Source organism: Escherichia sp. E14V7 (genome assembly GCF_004212225.1).
GTDB lineage: Bacteria > Pseudomonadota > Gammaproteobacteria > Enterobacterales > Enterobacteriaceae > Escherichia.
The window spans coordinates 65,205-80,956 of sequence record NZ_RHJJ01000014.1; the positions used below are offsets into that span (position 1 = coordinate 65,205).

The window sequence follows — 15,752 nt, forward strand, 5'->3', positions numbered from 1 at the left end:
GCAAAAGGCGGAGTGATAATCCGCCTGAGGATGCTGATGGCAATACATAATTGCCTGATGCGCTACGCTTATCAGGCCTACGCAGAACCTGCAATATATTGAATCCGCAAGTTTTTGTAGGCCGCATCCGGCATAAACAAAGCGCGTATTACCAACAATCAGAGGCGGACTAATAACCCGCCTTTTTAATTTGCCCGACCTTACCCCGCCGGGATCATAACCAACAAAACATATCCCACCAGCGCCGCCCACAACAGCATCGGTATTGAATAGAGATGGAAACGCCACCAGATACGGCGATCGTTCGCCATCCGTAGCGCAATCAAATTTGCCAGCGATCCGGGTAATAAACCAAAGCCACCTACGTTTACCGCCCATGCCAGTAGTAAAGACGGTGGCACATAATTGAGCAGCAAAATCGTGCCCGGCACGTTACTGATTACCTGCGATAAACCAATCGCCGTCAGCCATAATCCAGGGGCAGATAAATGACTCACGTTGCTCAACACGCCCTGTAATACCGGAAGTTGGGTCAGTAAATGGACGTCGATAAACATCGCCATAAACACCAGCAGCAACGTCCAGTCCACGCTCAGCACCACGCGACGCGCCAGCAGCGCAAAGCCCGCCGCCACAATCACCAGCCCCCACAGCTCTTGTTTTAGCTCAAGCGTCGTAAGAAAGACGATATACAGCCCCAGACAACTCCACACCAGCCGCGGTTTCCACTCCGGCATCTGCGAACCAGTATGGTATTGCAGCGCCTTTCCAGGGAAACAACACCAACACAGCAGCAGTAGTGTCAGCATCATCGCACCAGCCAGCGGCGCCATTTGAGCAATAAAACCGACAAACGAAAGATCAGAGCGTCCCCAGATTAGGATATTTTGCGGATTGCCAATCGGCGTCAGCAACGATCCGGCATTCACCGCCAACGCCTCGAAAATAATCAGCCGATTAACCGGGATCTCACACAGTCTTTTTAGCGTGATGGTCAGCGGAACAACAATAAACAGCGCGACGTCGTTGGTCAGAAACGTAGAAAGCAGCGCCGCTGCCAGCACCATAAACATCGCCAGTCGACGCTCAGTAGCAAAACGGCGCACCATTTTGCGCCCAAGCACATCAAAATAACCGCTTAACTCGACGCCTTTGGTCAGCAGCATCAGGCCACTTAAGGTGATGATGGTGTGCCAGTCAATAGCGCCAGGCCAGGACTTAGGTGTGAAAGGAACGAAAAAACTTAATCCGATGCCAACGAGAATTAATAACTGAAAAAAGCGATCGCCTTGCAGCATGCGTAAAAAAGGCAGACTCATTTGGCACCGTGTTTCTGGGTAAACAAACGAAAAGCGTCCAGCGTCTCTTCACTGACATGGTGCTCCATACCTTCCGCGTCGCGACGGGCGATTTCCGGGCTAACGCCCAATACCAGCAAGAAGTTTTCAACTATCTGATGCCGCTCGCGGCTTTCCTGTGCCAGCTTCTCTCCTTCCGCCGTTAAAAACACGCCACGCCAGGGGATCATTTCAATCAATCCCATTGTTGCCAGGCGCTTAAGCATTTTAGCCACCGTAGGTTGAGAGACTCCCAGACGGGCGGCCATATCAACCTGGCGCGCTTCTCCCACCTCCATCATCAGGTCAGAAATCAGCTCAACGTAATCGTCGATAAGTTCACGGCGATGTGCCTCTCTGACCTGGCGGAATCCTTCAACGTGCTCTTCCACGTTCACTAACTGCGTCACTTTTTTTGCTGTTGGCGTACCTGCGCGACGACTCATTGTGCTTCCTCATTATGGTGACGCATGGATAGCGTTCTCATTTCGTGCACACATTGTAAACCAGAGTTGCTAAGGCACAAAAATTTAACGTTTTAGCAATAGCTATATAATATAGCTTTCGTTATACACAAAACACCCCATGAATAGGCAGATTATAGATAATACAATTCATTAAGTGTCGCAAAAATGTCTCACAATCTTCATTGCCGCTATTCCCAGCAGTATTTCTCAATGGCCATTTGTTCCTTGTAAGCACACAGCTTAGCTGGTTATCATCTAGCTGCTTAATTAATAAGGGCATGTTTATGGCACTCACTAAATGCAAAGAATGCAAAAAAGAAGTATTATCCTCTGCAAAAACCTGCCTTCACTGCGGCGTTAAAGATCCGGTCTTTGGTGCTAAATAGGCTGCCTGATACTGATTATTATTGCCGGGATAGTCATGTACTTCGTTGGCAATAGCGATGACGATAAAGCAGCTGAGGCCACGAAGGTATGCTCTAACACAGACACTCAGAGAAACTTTGATCAGAACCTGCTCGATACGGTGACCAAATGCAAACCATTGATTGAACGTTTGGTAAAATATGAATTTAATGGACTGATGGAATGTTAGATCCTATGTTTTCACATGACCGAATAGATAGCAAAAAGAACCAGTTAACCTTCATTGGTGATAAGGTCAAATTCACCAATGGCTTCAATACCAAAATGACCATGACTTATGCTTGCACACTTGATCTGCAAACTAAAGGAGTTGTGGACTTCAAGATTTCGGAAGAAAAGCTGTAGCAATTCCGCAGCCAGATTAACCTTCACTTAAGGATATTTGCAAATGGCTACCAGATACCAAACTGAGCTTGCCCTAAAGGCATTATTAACAGAGTTAAATCACTCAGGATGCGATTTGTATGAGCTAATTGAAAGAACAATTCTTCGTATGCAACAAGAACGTCTTTACATTAAAGAGGACTCTCACCGCGAAAGAGGTGGGGCAGAAGATGTCCTTTTCAGAGAAACAGAAAATCTCGTTGGTAAACGTCCCCAGACTAAACCTGCTGACATTAATTCATTCGATATTGAAGATTTCTAATGTTAATTGCCGAATTATAATCAATTCGGCTTAAATATTTATTTCATGGATATAAAAATGGACATATTTGAAAAGGGTAAGCTACTGTTATTTGTGCTTTTCATCATGCCCGGCTTTATTAGCATGAGAGTTTACAGACTCTTTCACCCATCTGCGGATTCTGACACTTCAAAAATTCTGATAGATGTAGTTTCTTATAGCTGCATAAATTATGCATTCCTATTAATACCAATATATCTAATTGAAGAAAATGATATATTCCTTACTAGTCCAATCCTTTATTATTTATTTTATTTCTGTGTATTAATAGTTATCCCTGTACTACTACCTATGTTTTTAATATTTATTCGCAACTGTGAAATGGTCAAACGTTTCCTACCTCACCCTATTGGGCGTTCATGGGACTACTTTTTTTCAACCAGACAATGCTGTTGGGTGCTGGTTACACTTAAGAATGGTAAAAAATATGGTGGCTATTATGGTAGTGCTTCATTTGCATCAAGTAGTCCCGAACCGGAGCAAATATATCTAGAAAAACATTGGGCACTAGATGACAATTGTGATTTCGATCACGAACTAACCGATACATTAGGGATAATTATATTGACTAATGAAATAGAAAGTGTTGAATTTATTAAAGTACATAGTAGTAATCCTAGCAAAAGTGAGGCTGAAAATGGTTGAAGATAAACCTGCTAACAATACAAGAACTATCCACGATGGCTGGCAACCTGTAGAAAAAGGTTACCAGCCTACAAGCAGGCCAGACCAACAAAACAATGGCTACCAACCACCACGCCAGACCCAGCAAACCCAACATATTGCTCCGCCACCTAAAAAACGTTAGTTAAAACCAGTTGTTGATGCCACAACTGATAAATTTCAGTTTTGAAATCATACACAAAGTATGTACAGCCCGCGTAGTTCCTATCTTCACGGGCTTCATGTTCTCATAACCATTCAGCACGAAAGTATCCTCCCCCTCCCGCATAAAACTAAATTACCAATTAAATATCAACACGGTAGAAACTTCATCATATCCACCGTCGATCCTTTCCACTGAAAAATACTGAAATTCTTTTCCATCTTTTCAGTTCACGTTAGCCACTAATCTCTCAGTAATGACGCTGTCCGTGTTGGTGGTTTGAAGAAAAAGCAAAATGAAAAATTTTATCGATCCAGAAACCGCAGGCGGGTGCGGTGTAGCGCCGTTTTTGTCTGCGAAGGATTTATTTTGTCACCATATCACCATACCAGCGCAACGCTACAATTCTGATCTTTTATACTTAGTGACCGAGTTATATTTGTTATTAAAGGGTTAATAATCCGTCTGCAGATGTCTATGACAAGATAAGAAAGATGTTTTGTTAGTAATTCAACTAATTATTTGGGATTAAGTAGCCAATTATCAGTTCCGACCACATAACTTAATATTGTAGGCAGAAAATCAGATCATTCTCATGTTACGATAATCCTCAGGATTATTAGGGAGAATAATTTATGAGTAACAACAAAAAGTCTCATTATGAGGATATGAAGAAGTTGTTGTGCGCGGACATACTGCACAGCAGTAAAAAATTCTCCTGGAGGAGAATCATACTACGTTGCTGGAGACAACCCGGACACAGATTCATGTGTTGGTGGAGGATAGCGAATTGCCTTTACTGTCAGGGAGGGAAATCAAGTATTAAGTGGGCACGAAGAATCCACCGGAGACTTGTTTCAAAATACAATACTGATATTGGATTGGGGGCACAGATCGGGGAAAAATTCAAAATTTATCACTTCGTTGGAATAGTCATTTGTCCCCAGGCTGTGATTGGAAAAAATGTTCGTATCCGACAAAACACAACGATTGGATTAAAAACAGTTGAAGGAATCAAAGCCATCAGGATCGGAGACAATGTCGAGATTGGCGCAAATTCATGCATCATCGGTGATGATCTGACCATTGGTGATAATGTGACAATTGGTGCTATGTCATTCGTTAACCGAAACATTCCTGCCAATAGTGTCTTTATAACCCGCAGAGCCGCACAACTACTACCGCTTGATACGCACTCCACCTCTAACTATCTTGAACTACACAACAACTGAAATACTGCTATCAGCAAGTCCAGAACGTTTCAACTTATCATGTGAGTGTCAGCATTAGGCAATAATCACCTGATATTTTTCCCGGGTCTGCCCGGCTTTCGTCCCTGTCTGGGTGAACGCGGCGGCATTGGTTGGCATCCCAACGGAGGGATGAGAATGGCTCGCACATAGCTGCGCCAGCTCTTCCAGTAAATCAATGGTGTCCAGCATCATGGTCAGGGCGTTGATACTCTCACTGCCAATATGGACAGTTGCCCCCATGACCTGCTGACCTCCAGTGGCTACTGATTTACGCAGTGCTGCAATCTTCTCTGTCAGGCTTTCGCCAACCTCCACGACTACAGCACCCCCCACTTTAGTGGACTGCAGTCCTGTTATGTCCGTTTCTTCGTTTCCTTCAATACTGGACAGCCTGTTACCTTTCACCGCCTGGCTATAATCACCGGCGCTGACCTGCTGGATGGCTCCAGCCAGCAATATGGCGGTTCCCAGTACCGTAGTTTTATCCGTAGCTTTCACCGCGGTTTCACGGCTGACCAGTTCGCGCTGTTCCGTATCGGCTTTTACCGTTCGCACCATCGATGTTTCACTGATGGTCTGATCGGTCTGCCTTACCCAGTCTCCAGCCTGAGTCACCCTCTGGGATACTTCTTCCCGCTGCTGCTGCAATTGCTCACCGGGTTTAACGTCCGGCAGGCTGGTACCATCCGGCAGCGTCTGCCTGATAAAGGGTTTATCAGGTCTGCCTCCCGTGAATGCAACCTCAACCAGCGTCCCTTCTGGCGGAAACTGAAACATACCTGAATCATTCCCAGCCATCGGTACTGGCAACGGCACCGCTGAATAAACAGGTGTCTGATTGTCCGGGTTTCCGTCTGCGTCAAGAAGCTGCACGTCCACGGCGTAACGTGGTCGGAAGGGATCGGCAAAGTTACCGCTTTTTACCGGCTCTGAATACGCCACGACTCTGGCCATCTTTGGCAAATGAAGCCCAGATGCCAGTTCAGGGTAATGGCTTTCAATCTGCCTTTGTGCCGGTGTTTTCTGCAAAGGTTTACCCGTTACGCGGTTTCTCGGCATCCATGTGATCGCCATCGTGTCATTCGTCAGATGAACCTTAGTCACGCGTTCACCGTTCATCTCCACCCCTGGCCGCATAGTCTGGATCACTGGTAATGTCACAGAGTTACCGCCAGCGGCCCCCTGGCTGAACTCTGATGGGATTTCTACGGGACGACCGGCAAACAATGACTTTTCTGCGCCACCGACGTAAAGCGAACCATCAGGAAACTGGTACCAGATGTAATCCTGGATACTGAACGCCCTTCCCAGATTGTTCAGCAACTGATAACCAGTACCGTTATGGGTAAAATGTGGGATAGGGGTATCGCTGTACTGTGCGTCAGGCACACTGACCGTGATCCCGCTATTTTCTTCCAACCAGACCGCAATTTCACGCAAAGTCGGGTGTTGAAACGAACATGGCCACATCCTTTCAAACACACCTGCCAACTCACGAATGAACAGGCGCTGAAAACCGTTTTCAGCGGGCTGCGATCGCTCCACATACCCCGTAAACCAGCGCAAAAGCAGATCGGTATACCCCACATCCAGCCTCACCAGTTTTCCGGTGTAATCGGTTGTTGTCTCTGCGGTGATGAAGCCCCGGCCGCAGCTGTTCAGCTCCAGTACCAGGCTGGCATCCACCAGGTGAACTTCATCCGTTGAAAGGTATAGGCGTTTTACTGGTTTCATCATTAACCCAAAGCATCATTGACGGGCTTCAGTACCTTGCGTTCAAACCACGTCAGTTTTTCTTCATCTTCTCCGGCAGACTGGCCACCGGACTGTCCCGCACTACCGGCAGTCTGTTTTTTTGCGGTCGTCTTACCTGTTGCCCTAGCCTCTTGCTTTTCCTGCACGCTGATATGTTCCGCCAGTGTGAATGTCACCAACCAGGACATCTTCCCGTCCTGCTGGGGTGCATCCACCGTTCCGCTGAACGTTGCTTCACGAAAGTTAACAGCACGGGCAACTTCATGCACCACGCGATATTTCTGACGATTACCACTGGCATCGGTAGTACTGGCCAGCTCAAAAATACGCTTTAGTACTTCAGGCTGTTTAAAAGGTATTTCACCGCTGATCCGCAGTTCCTTTCCCTTTGCTCCCTGCTCTGATTTTGTTGTGGCACTGGTCTGGCCGGACTGATCTTTATCCTGAAATTGCTGTGAAACAGTCACCCGCATGTTTTTCAGCTGGATGGCCTCGCCATTAAGCGCCAGTGTCGGGATCGAAGTCATGAATCATTCCCTTTATTCCATCAAGATTATCGCCAACCAGCATCATGGCTGCGGTGTAAACGGCAGACTGCTGCGGAATGTCCTTCACCAATTCCAGTAACAAGGTGCCGGTGTCTCCGCTGGCAGTAAAAACCCATACTCTGGCACTTTTACCTTGTAAATCATTCAGGCCGCTGGCCACATCACTGATAAGCTGGTCACGCAGCTGAGTGAACTCGCCCAGCTGTTTTTTCAGCCCTTCGATATCAAACCCGGCACCCGCCGCCTTTTGTGCCTGGCTGATTGCCGCAGCAGATAAAGCTGCCCTGGTGGTTGGTACAGACAGTGGAATGGACGCAGGTAACGCTGCGGCGGCTTTCGCCGGGATCTGCATCTTTTCAATAGCCAGCGCTGCGGCGGATTGCACCAGCCGTTTGACCTGCGTGAATGCCGGGGCAGGGAAAATCCCGGCCAGGTTATTCAGGCTGGTCATAAAGTTTTCCTGCGTCTGTCCAGTGACCATCATAATCACCACGTCCGCATTCCCCCCAGTTCCGGCCAGGCGTTCAGCAAGATAGCGAACGGCATTAACCGGGCTGAGATATGCCCCGTTCGCTGTCTGCTGTCCCAGCCCATAAATCCACGGATGCGCAGGGACGATCGAACAGTTCAGCGCAGCAACAGAATCCGTGAAGGCCAGACGTGCTTCACGCCACATTTCCAAGTATCTCCGGCCATACAATTTGCGGCGCATCTTCCGGTTGAATACGGTTCAGTAAAACGCGGTATTTTTTCCAGGCGGTAAGCAGCAGTGCTTCTTCTTCGGTCGCCATGTCTAAATCAACGGCATCCTGCAATGTGGCAATAGCGTCATTGGCCTGTTTAAGTAGTCTTTTCTTTTCGGCGTCTGCCTCGCTGACTAATGCAATTCGCATGGCATCCGCATCATCCACCCACGTCTTACCATTCCATTTTTGCCAGGCATTAGCCGGTGCTAACGTGGTTGTCCCTTCCGGGTAAGCGCCTGGCTCGGAGATCACCAGTTCATTACCGTTTTCTGTATCAAACAACACCTCACCACGATGATCCTCACGAGAAACCCATTTTTGCTTCTCTGAATCATAAATTGCCACAAACCCCGCTTTTATTACCGGTGGTTTTATTGTGGTGCAGTTGGCTGGCAGTCCGGTATACGCAGGTATAAAAGCGTCACCCAAACCAATAAATTCATTCGTGTCAGAACGCAGGTTATAAACGGTAACTGTTTGATCCGTTTCACTCATTTTAAAAGTCATTATGCGAGTCTCACTATGTAGTTAAATACGATGTTTTTAACGGTCGTTTCTTCATTGCCCGACGCGGCGACAGTAATGGTGTGACTGTGTGCGCCTATTGCTACGGTATGAGAGTGAGCTCCAATTCCTACAGAATGGCTATGTGCGCCAATCCCTACAATATGAGCATGGTTGCCAGCCAAATCCGTATTACCAGTTGTTACGTTATCGCCACCCTGACCTCTATTGATATCTCCGTTTTGAGTGGCCTGCCCCTTAACATATGTATGAGTATGTGCACCAGTTGTATCGGTTGTTTTGGTTCCGTAATCAAATGTGCTCACAGCTCTAGTGCCGTAGTCAAAGGATGATGTTGACTTCGTCCCCAGATCGGTACTGAATGCACTAGCGGTGTGGGCATGGGATTTATTGCCATCATCTTCATAGGACAAAACTGCACGGCCATCAGGTTTTCCTTTGATCGTCTGGCGGCGCATATCAGGAAGAACACCCGATGGGTATGCAATAGCCAGTCGCTGGTAAGCCACTGGATCAAACACCTGCCCCTGCATGATTGCGTGACCCGCTGGTGGAATATCAGTCGGCCAAGGAAATGGTACTCCAACCGGCACAACATCGCTAATGCTTAAGACCGCCAGCTCACCCAGCCCAAGATTTTTTCTGGCTTCCGCCTTGTCATTGATATCGGCAAGGTTTGCATCCTTACGCAAAAAATCGCTGCTGGCCTGTTGATCGCTCAGACTGCCTTTTGGCCTTAAATCCGTGATGTTGCCATCCACATCAATGCTGGCCACCGCAAATACAAAATGCTGAATACCGTTCTGAACATAATCAGTCAGATTTTCTACAACCGTGACTTTACTCTGTACACTCCAGACACTGCTCAGAATCCCTGTCCAGCACACATCCAGCCAGACTTTTACCGACTTTGTCGTCACTGTAATATCCTGATTCGCATCCAGTGACACACGCAGTCCAGCCACATACCCCGTGCCTTTCGTGACATAAAACTGATTGCCGGTTTTGGCTACCAGATACCCGTTACCAAAAAACGCCGCCGCGCCATAAATATCTGTATTTTCCAGACGCTGGCGCTCATCAATTCCGGCCAAACGTGCAGTAAAATCAATCTGCCAGGTTTCAGCGGGCGTATTAATCCCAGTTTCTGTTTGTGCACCGTTGTACTCCATCAGAAACGAGCGGGTCAGCACGTTCCCCTGTTGCCCTTCTTTTGTTTTCAGTTTCTGCTGTGCTGGTGCATGAACAATCATTGCCAGCGTACCGCTGGCCTTATTGAGCAGACCAATCCAGTTAAAACTGAAATCCCCCACATCTGCGCCCAGCACTACGGAATAGACCACCCTGTTTTCATCCACCACACCGGTACGGGTAACAGCTTGCCGGTGAACAATCTGTGCTGTCGGGGGCAACCCTTCATTGCGATCAACAGGGATATCCGCGTTTAAATCCGGCACACTGGCAAAAACAAATTCGTCCAGTAGTACCGGTTCACCTGTTGCGCCCTGCTGTGCTTTCCAGTTTTCAAACGCCAGTGTGATGGCTGTCTGTGACATAAAAATCTCCTTACAAACTCGCGCTGAATGTTGCGCTGCGGGCTTCCGTCCCTGCTAACGTCGCCGGGTAAACCACATATTCCCCATGATCCCACCCAGCCCGGATTACCAGGTTTTCAGACGTGATCACCTCAAACTGATAACGGCGGCATGTTCGCCCGTACTGGCGGATTATCTGGATCAGCAGCTGCGTGTTGTCTGCAATTTGGCTGTCTGTAACCCGAACCAGAATCACATCCCAGTCGATATTCGGTTGCCGTTCTAACAGTTCCACATAACCGATGCCCAACCGGTCAAAGATATTGATAAACCCCTCTACTGAACCAGCATCCCGCGCATTCACGAAGGCAAAAGCCACGCGTTTGCGAAACAGGCTCAACGGTTCACCATCAAAACGGGTAATATCCCGGTCATAAGCCAGCAGGTTCAGTAATGCCGGTGTACACGTCAGCGGATCAAACTGATTTATTGGCCAGGTAACCCAGTTGTAAACCTCAGCCCAAAAACGCTGCGCCGTTTTCAGCAATTTCCCCGGTTCGCCTTTATTCATCCAGGAAGGCAAGACCATCCCGGCCAGCTTTTCCATAAACTCATTCATTATCAATATTCACCGTCAGTGATTTCAGACGCGGCACGCCCAGTTCACTAGTAATGTCTCCGAGCGAAAATGTCAGTGATTCCGTCTGTGCAAAGGTTTTATGAATTTCCCGCCCCAGTTGCGAAAATGAAAACCGTGAATATGGCCACGTCTTTCTGACGTCAAAATCAGCATTTTCACGAAAAGCGCAGCGGATAATGTTTTCAACGCCATCCTTCAGGCTTTTCCTTTCCTCATCGCTGAAATTATTCAGATTCTCGACATAAACCGTAACGGCCAGATCGTGAAACGTTTCCGGAATGGGATAACACTGCATATCATCACCATGTCCGTGATGCCCCTGGGTGTTGATATAGTCATTCACTGCATCCAAGAACGGTGCCGATGTCACCCCACTATCCAGCAATAGAAATGCGTTTGCTGTTCCAGGTCCCCTCGGTGCTTCATGCTCAAAGAAAATCCTATCGATACTCAACCCAGCAACGCTGGCGATCATTGAGCGATAAACCGCATCAGTGTGGTAATTCCCCACCAGATTGAACTGATTGCGACAACGCTCGCGCAGTTCATCATCGCTCTCCTCGTCAGCTCCCGGCACGGTCAGCCAGTTTTCCTCACTGGCCACATGGCTGATACCACTGACCGCCACCGGCAGAATGCGGTAGTATCCAGGCGCAAGGTTATAAGCGCCCCCGGTACCAGTGGCTTGCACCGGCAGTAATGCGCTGGCTGCACTGGAAGCGATCACCACATCTTCAGTGGTGGCCAGCTCATAAACTCGCCCGTTAATGCGTTCTGTCTGGATAACCGTCCCAGCTCTGACCGTCACAACAGCCTTTGTGTCTTCTTTGAAGAACCGAATTACCCCCTGTGCAGCGCTCGCAGGTTTTGCCGTGACGTTCACAGCCCAGGCCAGCAGACGCAACATGCTCCCGCTGGCCGTGGCCACAAACATATTAGCCAGCACGGTCAATACCAGAACGTCTTTCAGCCACATCACCGGAGCGGTCACAATGGCGGTGATTAATCGCCAGAACGGTGACATTCGGGATGTATTGGTGATAATTCCCTCATCCGCTGCAATCGCATTGAAGTGTTCCCACACTTCGGCTTCCGTTACCGGCATACCGCTGTCCTTCACCACTTCTTCAAAATCGACCTGCGGTTTTTCCGTCATAAATCCACCTGCGCAGAGATCCCACCAAAATCGTATGTACTCGCGGTTACCCACAGCCGCTTCTGACTTTCTTCACTGATTTCCACCGTACCCGGCACAATGCGTTCATCATATTCAATCAGTAATTCCATACGGGTAAAAATATCCGCTCTCATTGTCGGGCTACGTTCGGCTATTAATTCCGTAGCCAAACCACTTTCAATAATGGAATGAATAATGTCCTGCCCGATGCTTTTTCGGTTATTACATAATTCAGGTTCATTACCGGTATTCAGAACAAAATCACCGCCCTGAATCAGCAAATCAATATAAAGAACATTACTCATGCACCAAGCTCCTGCCATTCCATAAGCTGGAGTGGAGAAAATGCTTCTTTGGTATGGAAATGCACTTCACCAATTTTCCGGCTGTTATCGATTACAGATGTTGTGTTGCTGCTGATTGTTTTACTGATACCACCATTATCCACACCTTTTAAATCGCCCCCCGTAGACAGCGTATTACCAGTTAATGGCTGTAAGGTTTCACTGGCCAGAGAAATATCCACGCCGGGAATTTCATTCAGTTTCTGAACAATCCAGTTCCACGACTTAAGAAATCCCTCTTTGATTGAGTTCCAGACAATATCAAACAGCGACATAATACCGGTGGCCATTCCCTTTAATGCCTCAGATGGCGAAAATCCTGTCAGCATAGAAATGAAGCTGTTCCATCCATCACTGACATATTGCCAGGCTATAACAAAGATCCCCGCTAGCCATTTCACTACGGCAGCGCATACCTGAAAGGCTTCGGTATTCATCACCGATGCTTTTATCGTGTTCCAGTGCTTAACCAGCAGATAACAACCAGCAACAAGCAGCGCAATGGCACCAATCACAAGCAGGATTGGCCAGCTCATCAGATTGATACCAATTCCGGTCATCATTGCGGCCATGCGTACCGCCAGTAACGCGCCGCGTAAAAACTTCAGCGTGGTATTCCAGGCGATTACCGCCATTTGCGCCAGCCAGACAGTCGCCGTGTAGATTTTCGTAACCGCCGTTAACGCCCCCCAGATCCCACGTAATCCCATCATGATGAATCTGGATACCCCCATCACGATATTGGCAACCGCACCCACGGCGGCAAAGCTCAGTAGTGCCACCGACGCATAACCAATCACACGGGCAATGTTAGGAAACAACTGCATCCAACGAGCAAAGGTCTGCCCCATATCAGCCAGGCGATTCAGAACCGGATACAGCACCGGGATCAGCGTCAGTCCGATCACGGTCTGAATGGCTTTCAGGATTTGTACAAAGCGATCCCACGGCTTAACCATTTTTTGTGCCATTTCCTGGGTACGCTTCAGGCCGTCCGCGCCGCCCAGTTCGGTGATGTTCCGCTGAAGTAACGCGACATTGCCGTAAAGATGTTTAACCACTGCCGAACTGTCACCAAAGGCTGCATCCAGCTCCGCCTGGGCTTTCAGGTTCCCTTCAAGGCTTTTGCCATATTTGCCCTGCAACTTGATCAGCATTTCAGGCATGGACAGCATTTTGCCGGTGGAGTCAGTAAAGGACAGCCCCAGCTTTTTAGCGCCATCAATCGCGCCGGTCATAAATCCTTCATAGGCGCTGCTGGCTTCCGTTCCCAGCGTCCGCTGAAGTTGCCCCAGCACGGCCAGCTGTTCATCCAGCCCCACACCGTAGTTAGTCCCGACGCCGCGCGCACCTTCCATCAAATCCTTGATAGTGGCCATTTCTGTGCCAAAGGTTTTGCGCATATAAACCATCTTGCCTGCCAACTGCTCGGCAAATTCCACCTTGCCCAGTCTGGCGGCATCGGCGGAAAAGTTACCGAACATCTGCCCCATAAATTCCGCCGTGTCCGCCGCTGTGGACTTGAGCGCAAACGCCAGGGTATTGGCGACTTTCGTCACCTTCGGCAGTTCATTACCCGTCAGTCCGGCAATGGAAGCGTTAATATTTTCCGTGGATTTAACAAACTCCACCGCACTGGCACCATAGGTTGTACTAAAGCGCAGGGCATCACGCTGAACTGTCTTAAGTGCTGAATCATCAATACCTTTTGCGGCAGCATCATTCAGCGCGTCATACATTTCAATTGCCGGTGATAAAGCACTTTTGATCTCCATCCCGATGCCTGCCAGCGCCAGAACGCCACCACCGATCTGCATAAAGGCTGCTTTTGATTTTTCCGCAAAGCCGGTGACGTTACCTTGCACCTGTTTTAACGGGCGGGATAATTTATCAATCAGGCTTAATGTAAAATCTAATTGTTTCATTCATTGCCTTTAAATGCTTTTGCCACACCATTGGCCACGGCTATTCCCGTATATTCCCAGTGACGATTGTCCAGCCAGATAGCGGCGGCGATATCATCAACGGAATCCTGACCATGTGGTAAATAATGACGGCGTAGAATTAAATATTGTTCGAGTCCATTCATTTCAATTTCATGGACTCGCTTTGTCAGTTTTTTACTTCAATTTCTAGTTCAGGCGCATAAATATCATTTACTTTGCCAACCAGTTGAAGTGCAGCACCCGGACGTTTTAATACTTCACAAAGTGAGGCTTTACTTTCAATCGCAACAATTCGTGTCAGATAGTTATGCGCAGGAGCAACCTTATTGTCCATTGCCATTTCATTAATAAATTTATTGTAGGCAGTCTGGTTTGGTTCAAAAATAATTTCAACACCACAAACACACAGTTTAATTTGTTCCATCAATAACTCTCTCTTAAAATAATTTCATCCACTAACTGATTATGACGTGCAGCACACTGACCATATAACTCAAGATAAATCGTCAGTAATTCCGCTGAGTCTTTTCCTGTCGCACCATTCAGGCGCGGCAACTGCGTGGCACATTTAGTTTTCAGATTTTCCTGATAACGCACGTTCGGTACCGGTTGCGGCACGGTTGTACATGCTGACAAACTCATCAGACAGGCAACGACTGGTAAAAACAGGCTTAAGCACTTCAGTGCGTATCTCTCGCGGTGCCACATTTTTTAACGCCTCCAGTTTATCTTCCAGCGCTCTGGCCGAATCACTGGCAATACCCTGCATTGCTTTTCGCGATTCAGTACCGGCCACCTGCGCCGCTGTATTGATTGCCAGCTCTAAGCTATCACGCCGCCAGTCAGCGGTTAGCCAGCCCCAGACAAACGCCAGCGCCACCACAACCAACCACTGCCCGCTGCTCATCAGCGCACCCCGTTATGTTCCAGACTGAAATGATTACCATCAGGTCTGGATTTGAAGCGTCCGCCCCAGGAACCACCCAGTGATTCCCAGTATTCCCCCAGTGGCAGATAATCTTCTGTACGGGTTTTGTACTGACCGTTCACGAACAGATTGAAATCCACCGCCAGCCGCTGGGTGTGCAGGCTGTTAGAAATGCCGCTGCCTTTCTTCGCATTCAGCGCGGCCTGTTCTGGTGTACGGTAAGCCTCACCGAACGTCAGTCTGTAGCCATGTTCTTCTGCCCAGTGGATCAGACTGGCCACCATGACTGTGAATAATTGCTGTTTTTCACTCAGGGTCATTTGTCTTGCTCCCGTTCTGCTTTCCCGCTGCACGTCTGCGCAGCCACACTTCCACCGCCTGATAACCGGCAATCCCCAGCGCCGCCCCCAGCCCCTGAATGGCCAGCGGGCTGGCATCCGGGATCTGAATTAGTACCGCCCCGGCCACCACTGAAACCAGACTGCCCAGGATCACGCGACCGGCAAACAGGCGCGGCGTGATTGGGTCATTACTGGTCAGCACATTGCCGATGGCAATCAGTGCGCCAATGATCAGCAGTGAATAAAGGCTCTTTTCATGTTCCTGCATCCCTG

At 48.3% G+C, this 15,752-nt stretch carries 19 protein-coding genes; 3 read left to right on the forward strand and 16 right to left on the reverse strand.

Features of this window, described 5'->3' with window-relative positions; translation table 11 throughout:
• Nucleotides 1-200 precede the first annotated feature (200 nt).
• Nucleotides 201-1,319, reverse strand: a complete 1,119-nt coding sequence (locus tag D9741_RS16230; RefSeq protein WP_130214796.1) for an anion transporter — start codon at nucleotides 1,317-1,319, stop codon at nucleotides 201-203.
• Nucleotides 1,316-1,783, reverse strand: coding sequence for a manganese-binding transcriptional regulator MntR (mntR, locus tag D9741_RS16235; RefSeq protein ID WP_130214798.1), 468 nt, complete (start codon nucleotides 1,781-1,783; stop codon nucleotides 1,316-1,318). The genes D9741_RS16230 and mntR overlap by 4 nt, the downstream gene beginning before the upstream one ends.
• A gap of 835 nt (nucleotides 1,784-2,618) precedes the next feature.
• On the opposite strand from mntR, the gene D9741_RS16245 reads away from it, so the two are divergent.
• The 3 genes from D9741_RS16245 (at nucleotide 2,619) to D9741_RS16255 (ending at nucleotide 4,973) form a co-directional block, all read left to right on the forward strand.
• Nucleotides 2,619-2,876: a hypothetical protein gene (locus D9741_RS16245; RefSeq protein ID WP_240725949.1), complete on the forward strand. Its 258-nt coding sequence runs from the start codon at nucleotides 2,619-2,621 to the stop codon at nucleotides 2,874-2,876.
• A gap of 57 nt (nucleotides 2,877-2,933) precedes the next feature.
• Nucleotides 2,934-3,560 (forward strand): DUF6338 family protein, encoded by a 627-nt coding sequence (locus D9741_RS16250; RefSeq protein WP_130214802.1) that lies wholly within the window; start codon nucleotides 2,934-2,936, stop codon nucleotides 3,558-3,560.
• 816 nt (nucleotides 3,561-4,376) lie between these two features.
• Nucleotides 4,377-4,973 (forward strand): serine acetyltransferase, encoded by a 597-nt coding sequence (locus D9741_RS16255; protein ID WP_130214803.1) that lies wholly within the window; start codon nucleotides 4,377-4,379, stop codon nucleotides 4,971-4,973.
• A 54-nt stretch (nucleotides 4,974-5,027) separates the two neighbouring features.
• On the opposite strand, the gene D9741_RS16260 is transcribed toward D9741_RS16255, so the two are convergent.
• The 14 genes from D9741_RS16260 to D9741_RS16320 all read right to left on the reverse strand — a co-directional run bounded on the left by D9741_RS16260 (nucleotide 5,028) and on the right by D9741_RS16320 (nucleotide 15,747).
• Nucleotides 5,028-6,731 (reverse strand): hypothetical protein, encoded by a 1,704-nt coding sequence (locus tag D9741_RS16260; protein ID WP_171020892.1) that lies wholly within the window; start codon nucleotides 6,729-6,731, stop codon nucleotides 5,028-5,030.
• On the reverse strand, nucleotides 6,731-7,276 hold the full coding sequence (locus tag D9741_RS16265; RefSeq protein ID WP_130214805.1) for a hypothetical protein: 546 nt from the start codon (nucleotides 7,274-7,276) through the stop codon (nucleotides 6,731-6,733). Before D9741_RS16265 ends, D9741_RS16260 begins: the two co-directional genes overlap by 1 nt.
• Entirely contained in the window at nucleotides 7,248-7,973 is a 726-nt protein-coding gene (locus tag D9741_RS16270) for a hypothetical protein (RefSeq protein ID WP_130214807.1), read from the reverse strand. The genes D9741_RS16265 and D9741_RS16270 overlap by 29 nt, the downstream gene beginning before the upstream one ends.
• Nucleotides 7,963-8,550, reverse strand: a complete 588-nt coding sequence (locus tag D9741_RS16275; protein WP_130214809.1) for a tail fiber assembly protein — start codon at nucleotides 8,548-8,550, stop codon at nucleotides 7,963-7,965. Before D9741_RS16275 ends, D9741_RS16270 begins: the two co-directional genes overlap by 11 nt.
• The gene (locus D9741_RS16280; RefSeq protein WP_130214811.1) at nucleotides 8,550-10,124 is read right to left on the reverse strand and encodes a phage tail protein; all 1,575 of its coding nucleotides are present in this window, start codon (nucleotides 10,122-10,124) and stop codon (nucleotides 8,550-8,552) included. Before D9741_RS16280 ends, D9741_RS16275 begins: the two co-directional genes overlap by 1 nt.
• A 10-nt stretch (nucleotides 10,125-10,134) precedes the next feature.
• Nucleotides 10,135-10,722: a hypothetical protein gene (locus D9741_RS16285; protein WP_130214813.1), complete on the reverse strand. Its 588-nt coding sequence runs from the start codon at nucleotides 10,720-10,722 to the stop codon at nucleotides 10,135-10,137.
• A complete protein-coding gene (locus D9741_RS16290) occupies nucleotides 10,715-11,899 on the reverse strand; it encodes a baseplate J/gp47 family protein (RefSeq protein WP_130214815.1) in 1,185 nt (394 codons plus the stop codon). The genes D9741_RS16285 and D9741_RS16290 overlap by 8 nt, the downstream gene beginning before the upstream one ends.
• A complete protein-coding gene (locus D9741_RS16295) occupies nucleotides 11,896-12,225 on the reverse strand; it encodes a DUF2590 family protein (protein ID WP_130214817.1) in 330 nt (109 codons plus the stop codon). The genes D9741_RS16290 and D9741_RS16295 overlap by 4 nt, the downstream gene beginning before the upstream one ends.
• Nucleotides 12,222-14,189 carry a phage tail tape measure protein gene (locus D9741_RS16300; protein WP_130214819.1) on the reverse strand — a complete coding sequence of 656 codons (1,968 nt, stop codon included), beginning with the start codon at nucleotides 14,187-14,189 and terminating at the stop codon, nucleotides 12,222-12,224. Before D9741_RS16300 ends, D9741_RS16295 begins: the two co-directional genes overlap by 4 nt.
• On the reverse strand, nucleotides 14,186-14,353 hold the full coding sequence (locus D9741_RS23375; protein WP_165383454.1) for a hypothetical protein: 168 nt from the start codon (nucleotides 14,351-14,353) through the stop codon (nucleotides 14,186-14,188). Before D9741_RS23375 ends, D9741_RS16300 begins: the two co-directional genes overlap by 4 nt.
• A 23-nt stretch (nucleotides 14,354-14,376) precedes the next feature.
• Nucleotides 14,377-14,634, reverse strand: coding sequence for a putative phage tail assembly chaperone (locus D9741_RS16305; RefSeq protein WP_130214821.1), 258 nt, complete (start codon nucleotides 14,632-14,634; stop codon nucleotides 14,377-14,379).
• 144 nt (nucleotides 14,635-14,778) lie between these two features.
• On the reverse strand, nucleotides 14,779-15,117 hold the full coding sequence (locus tag D9741_RS16310) for a hypothetical protein (RefSeq protein WP_130214823.1): 339 nt from the start codon (nucleotides 15,115-15,117) through the stop codon (nucleotides 14,779-14,781).
• Complete coding sequence (locus tag D9741_RS16315) at nucleotides 15,117-15,458, reverse strand: M15 family metallopeptidase (RefSeq protein ID WP_052912098.1); 342 nt, start codon at nucleotides 15,456-15,458, stop codon at nucleotides 15,117-15,119. Before D9741_RS16315 ends, D9741_RS16310 begins: the two co-directional genes overlap by 1 nt.
• A complete protein-coding gene (locus D9741_RS16320; protein ID WP_001155239.1) occupies nucleotides 15,445-15,747 on the reverse strand; it encodes a phage holin family protein in 303 nt (100 codons plus the stop codon). Before D9741_RS16320 ends, D9741_RS16315 begins: the two co-directional genes overlap by 14 nt.
• Nucleotides 15,748-15,752: the final 5 nt, after the last annotated feature.

Bases quoted from the DNA above. Each gene is read 5' to 3' on its own strand.
- D9741_RS16230 (WP_130214796.1), bottom strand. From the start codon at position 1,319: ATGAGTCTGCCTTTTTTACGCATGCTGCAAGGCGATCGCTTTTTTCAG.
- mntR (WP_130214798.1), bottom strand. From the start codon at position 1,783: ATGAGTCGTCGCGCAGGTACGCCAACAGCAAAAAAAGTGACGCAGTTA.
- D9741_RS16245 (WP_240725949.1), top strand. From the start codon at position 2,619: ATGGCTACCAGATACCAAACTGAGCTTGCCCTAAAGGCATTATTAACA.
- D9741_RS16250 (WP_130214802.1), top strand. From the start codon at position 2,934: ATGGACATATTTGAAAAGGGTAAGCTACTGTTATTTGTGCTTTTCATC.
- D9741_RS16255 (WP_130214803.1), top strand. From the start codon at position 4,377: ATGAGTAACAACAAAAAGTCTCATTATGAGGATATGAAGAAGTTGTTG.
- D9741_RS16260 (WP_171020892.1), bottom strand. From the start codon at position 6,731: ATGATGAAACCAGTAAAACGCCTATACCTTTCAACGGATGAAGTTCAC.
- D9741_RS16265 (WP_130214805.1), bottom strand. From the start codon at position 7,276: ATGACTTCGATCCCGACACTGGCGCTTAATGGCGAGGCCATCCAGCTG.
- D9741_RS16270 (WP_130214807.1), bottom strand. From the start codon at position 7,973: ATGTGGCGTGAAGCACGTCTGGCCTTCACGGATTCTGTTGCTGCGCTG.
- D9741_RS16275 (WP_130214809.1), bottom strand. From the start codon at position 8,550: ATGACTTTTAAAATGAGTGAAACGGATCAAACAGTTACCGTTTATAAC.
- D9741_RS16280 (WP_130214811.1), bottom strand. From the start codon at position 10,124: ATGTCACAGACAGCCATCACACTGGCGTTTGAAAACTGGAAAGCACAG.
- D9741_RS16285 (WP_130214813.1), bottom strand. From the start codon at position 10,722: ATGAATGAGTTTATGGAAAAGCTGGCCGGGATGGTCTTGCCTTCCTGG.
- D9741_RS16290 (WP_130214815.1), bottom strand. From the start codon at position 11,899: ATGACGGAAAAACCGCAGGTCGATTTTGAAGAAGTGGTGAAGGACAGC.
- D9741_RS16295 (WP_130214817.1), bottom strand. From the start codon at position 12,225: ATGAGTAATGTTCTTTATATTGATTTGCTGATTCAGGGCGGTGATTTT.
- D9741_RS16300 (WP_130214819.1), bottom strand. From the start codon at position 14,189: ATGAAACAATTAGATTTTACATTAAGCCTGATTGATAAATTATCCCGC.
- D9741_RS23375 (WP_165383454.1), bottom strand. From the start codon at position 14,353: ATGAATGGACTCGAACAATATTTAATTCTACGCCGTCATTATTTACCA.
- D9741_RS16305 (WP_130214821.1), bottom strand. From the start codon at position 14,634: ATGGAACAAATTAAACTGTGTGTTTGTGGTGTTGAAATTATTTTTGAA.
- D9741_RS16310 (WP_130214823.1), bottom strand. From the start codon at position 15,117: ATGAGCAGCGGGCAGTGGTTGGTTGTGGTGGCGCTGGCGTTTGTCTGG.
- D9741_RS16315 (WP_052912098.1), bottom strand. From the start codon at position 15,458: ATGACCCTGAGTGAAAAACAGCAATTATTCACAGTCATGGTGGCCAGT.
- D9741_RS16320 (WP_001155239.1), bottom strand. From the start codon at position 15,747: ATGCAGGAACATGAAAAGAGCCTTTATTCACTGCTGATCATTGGCGCA.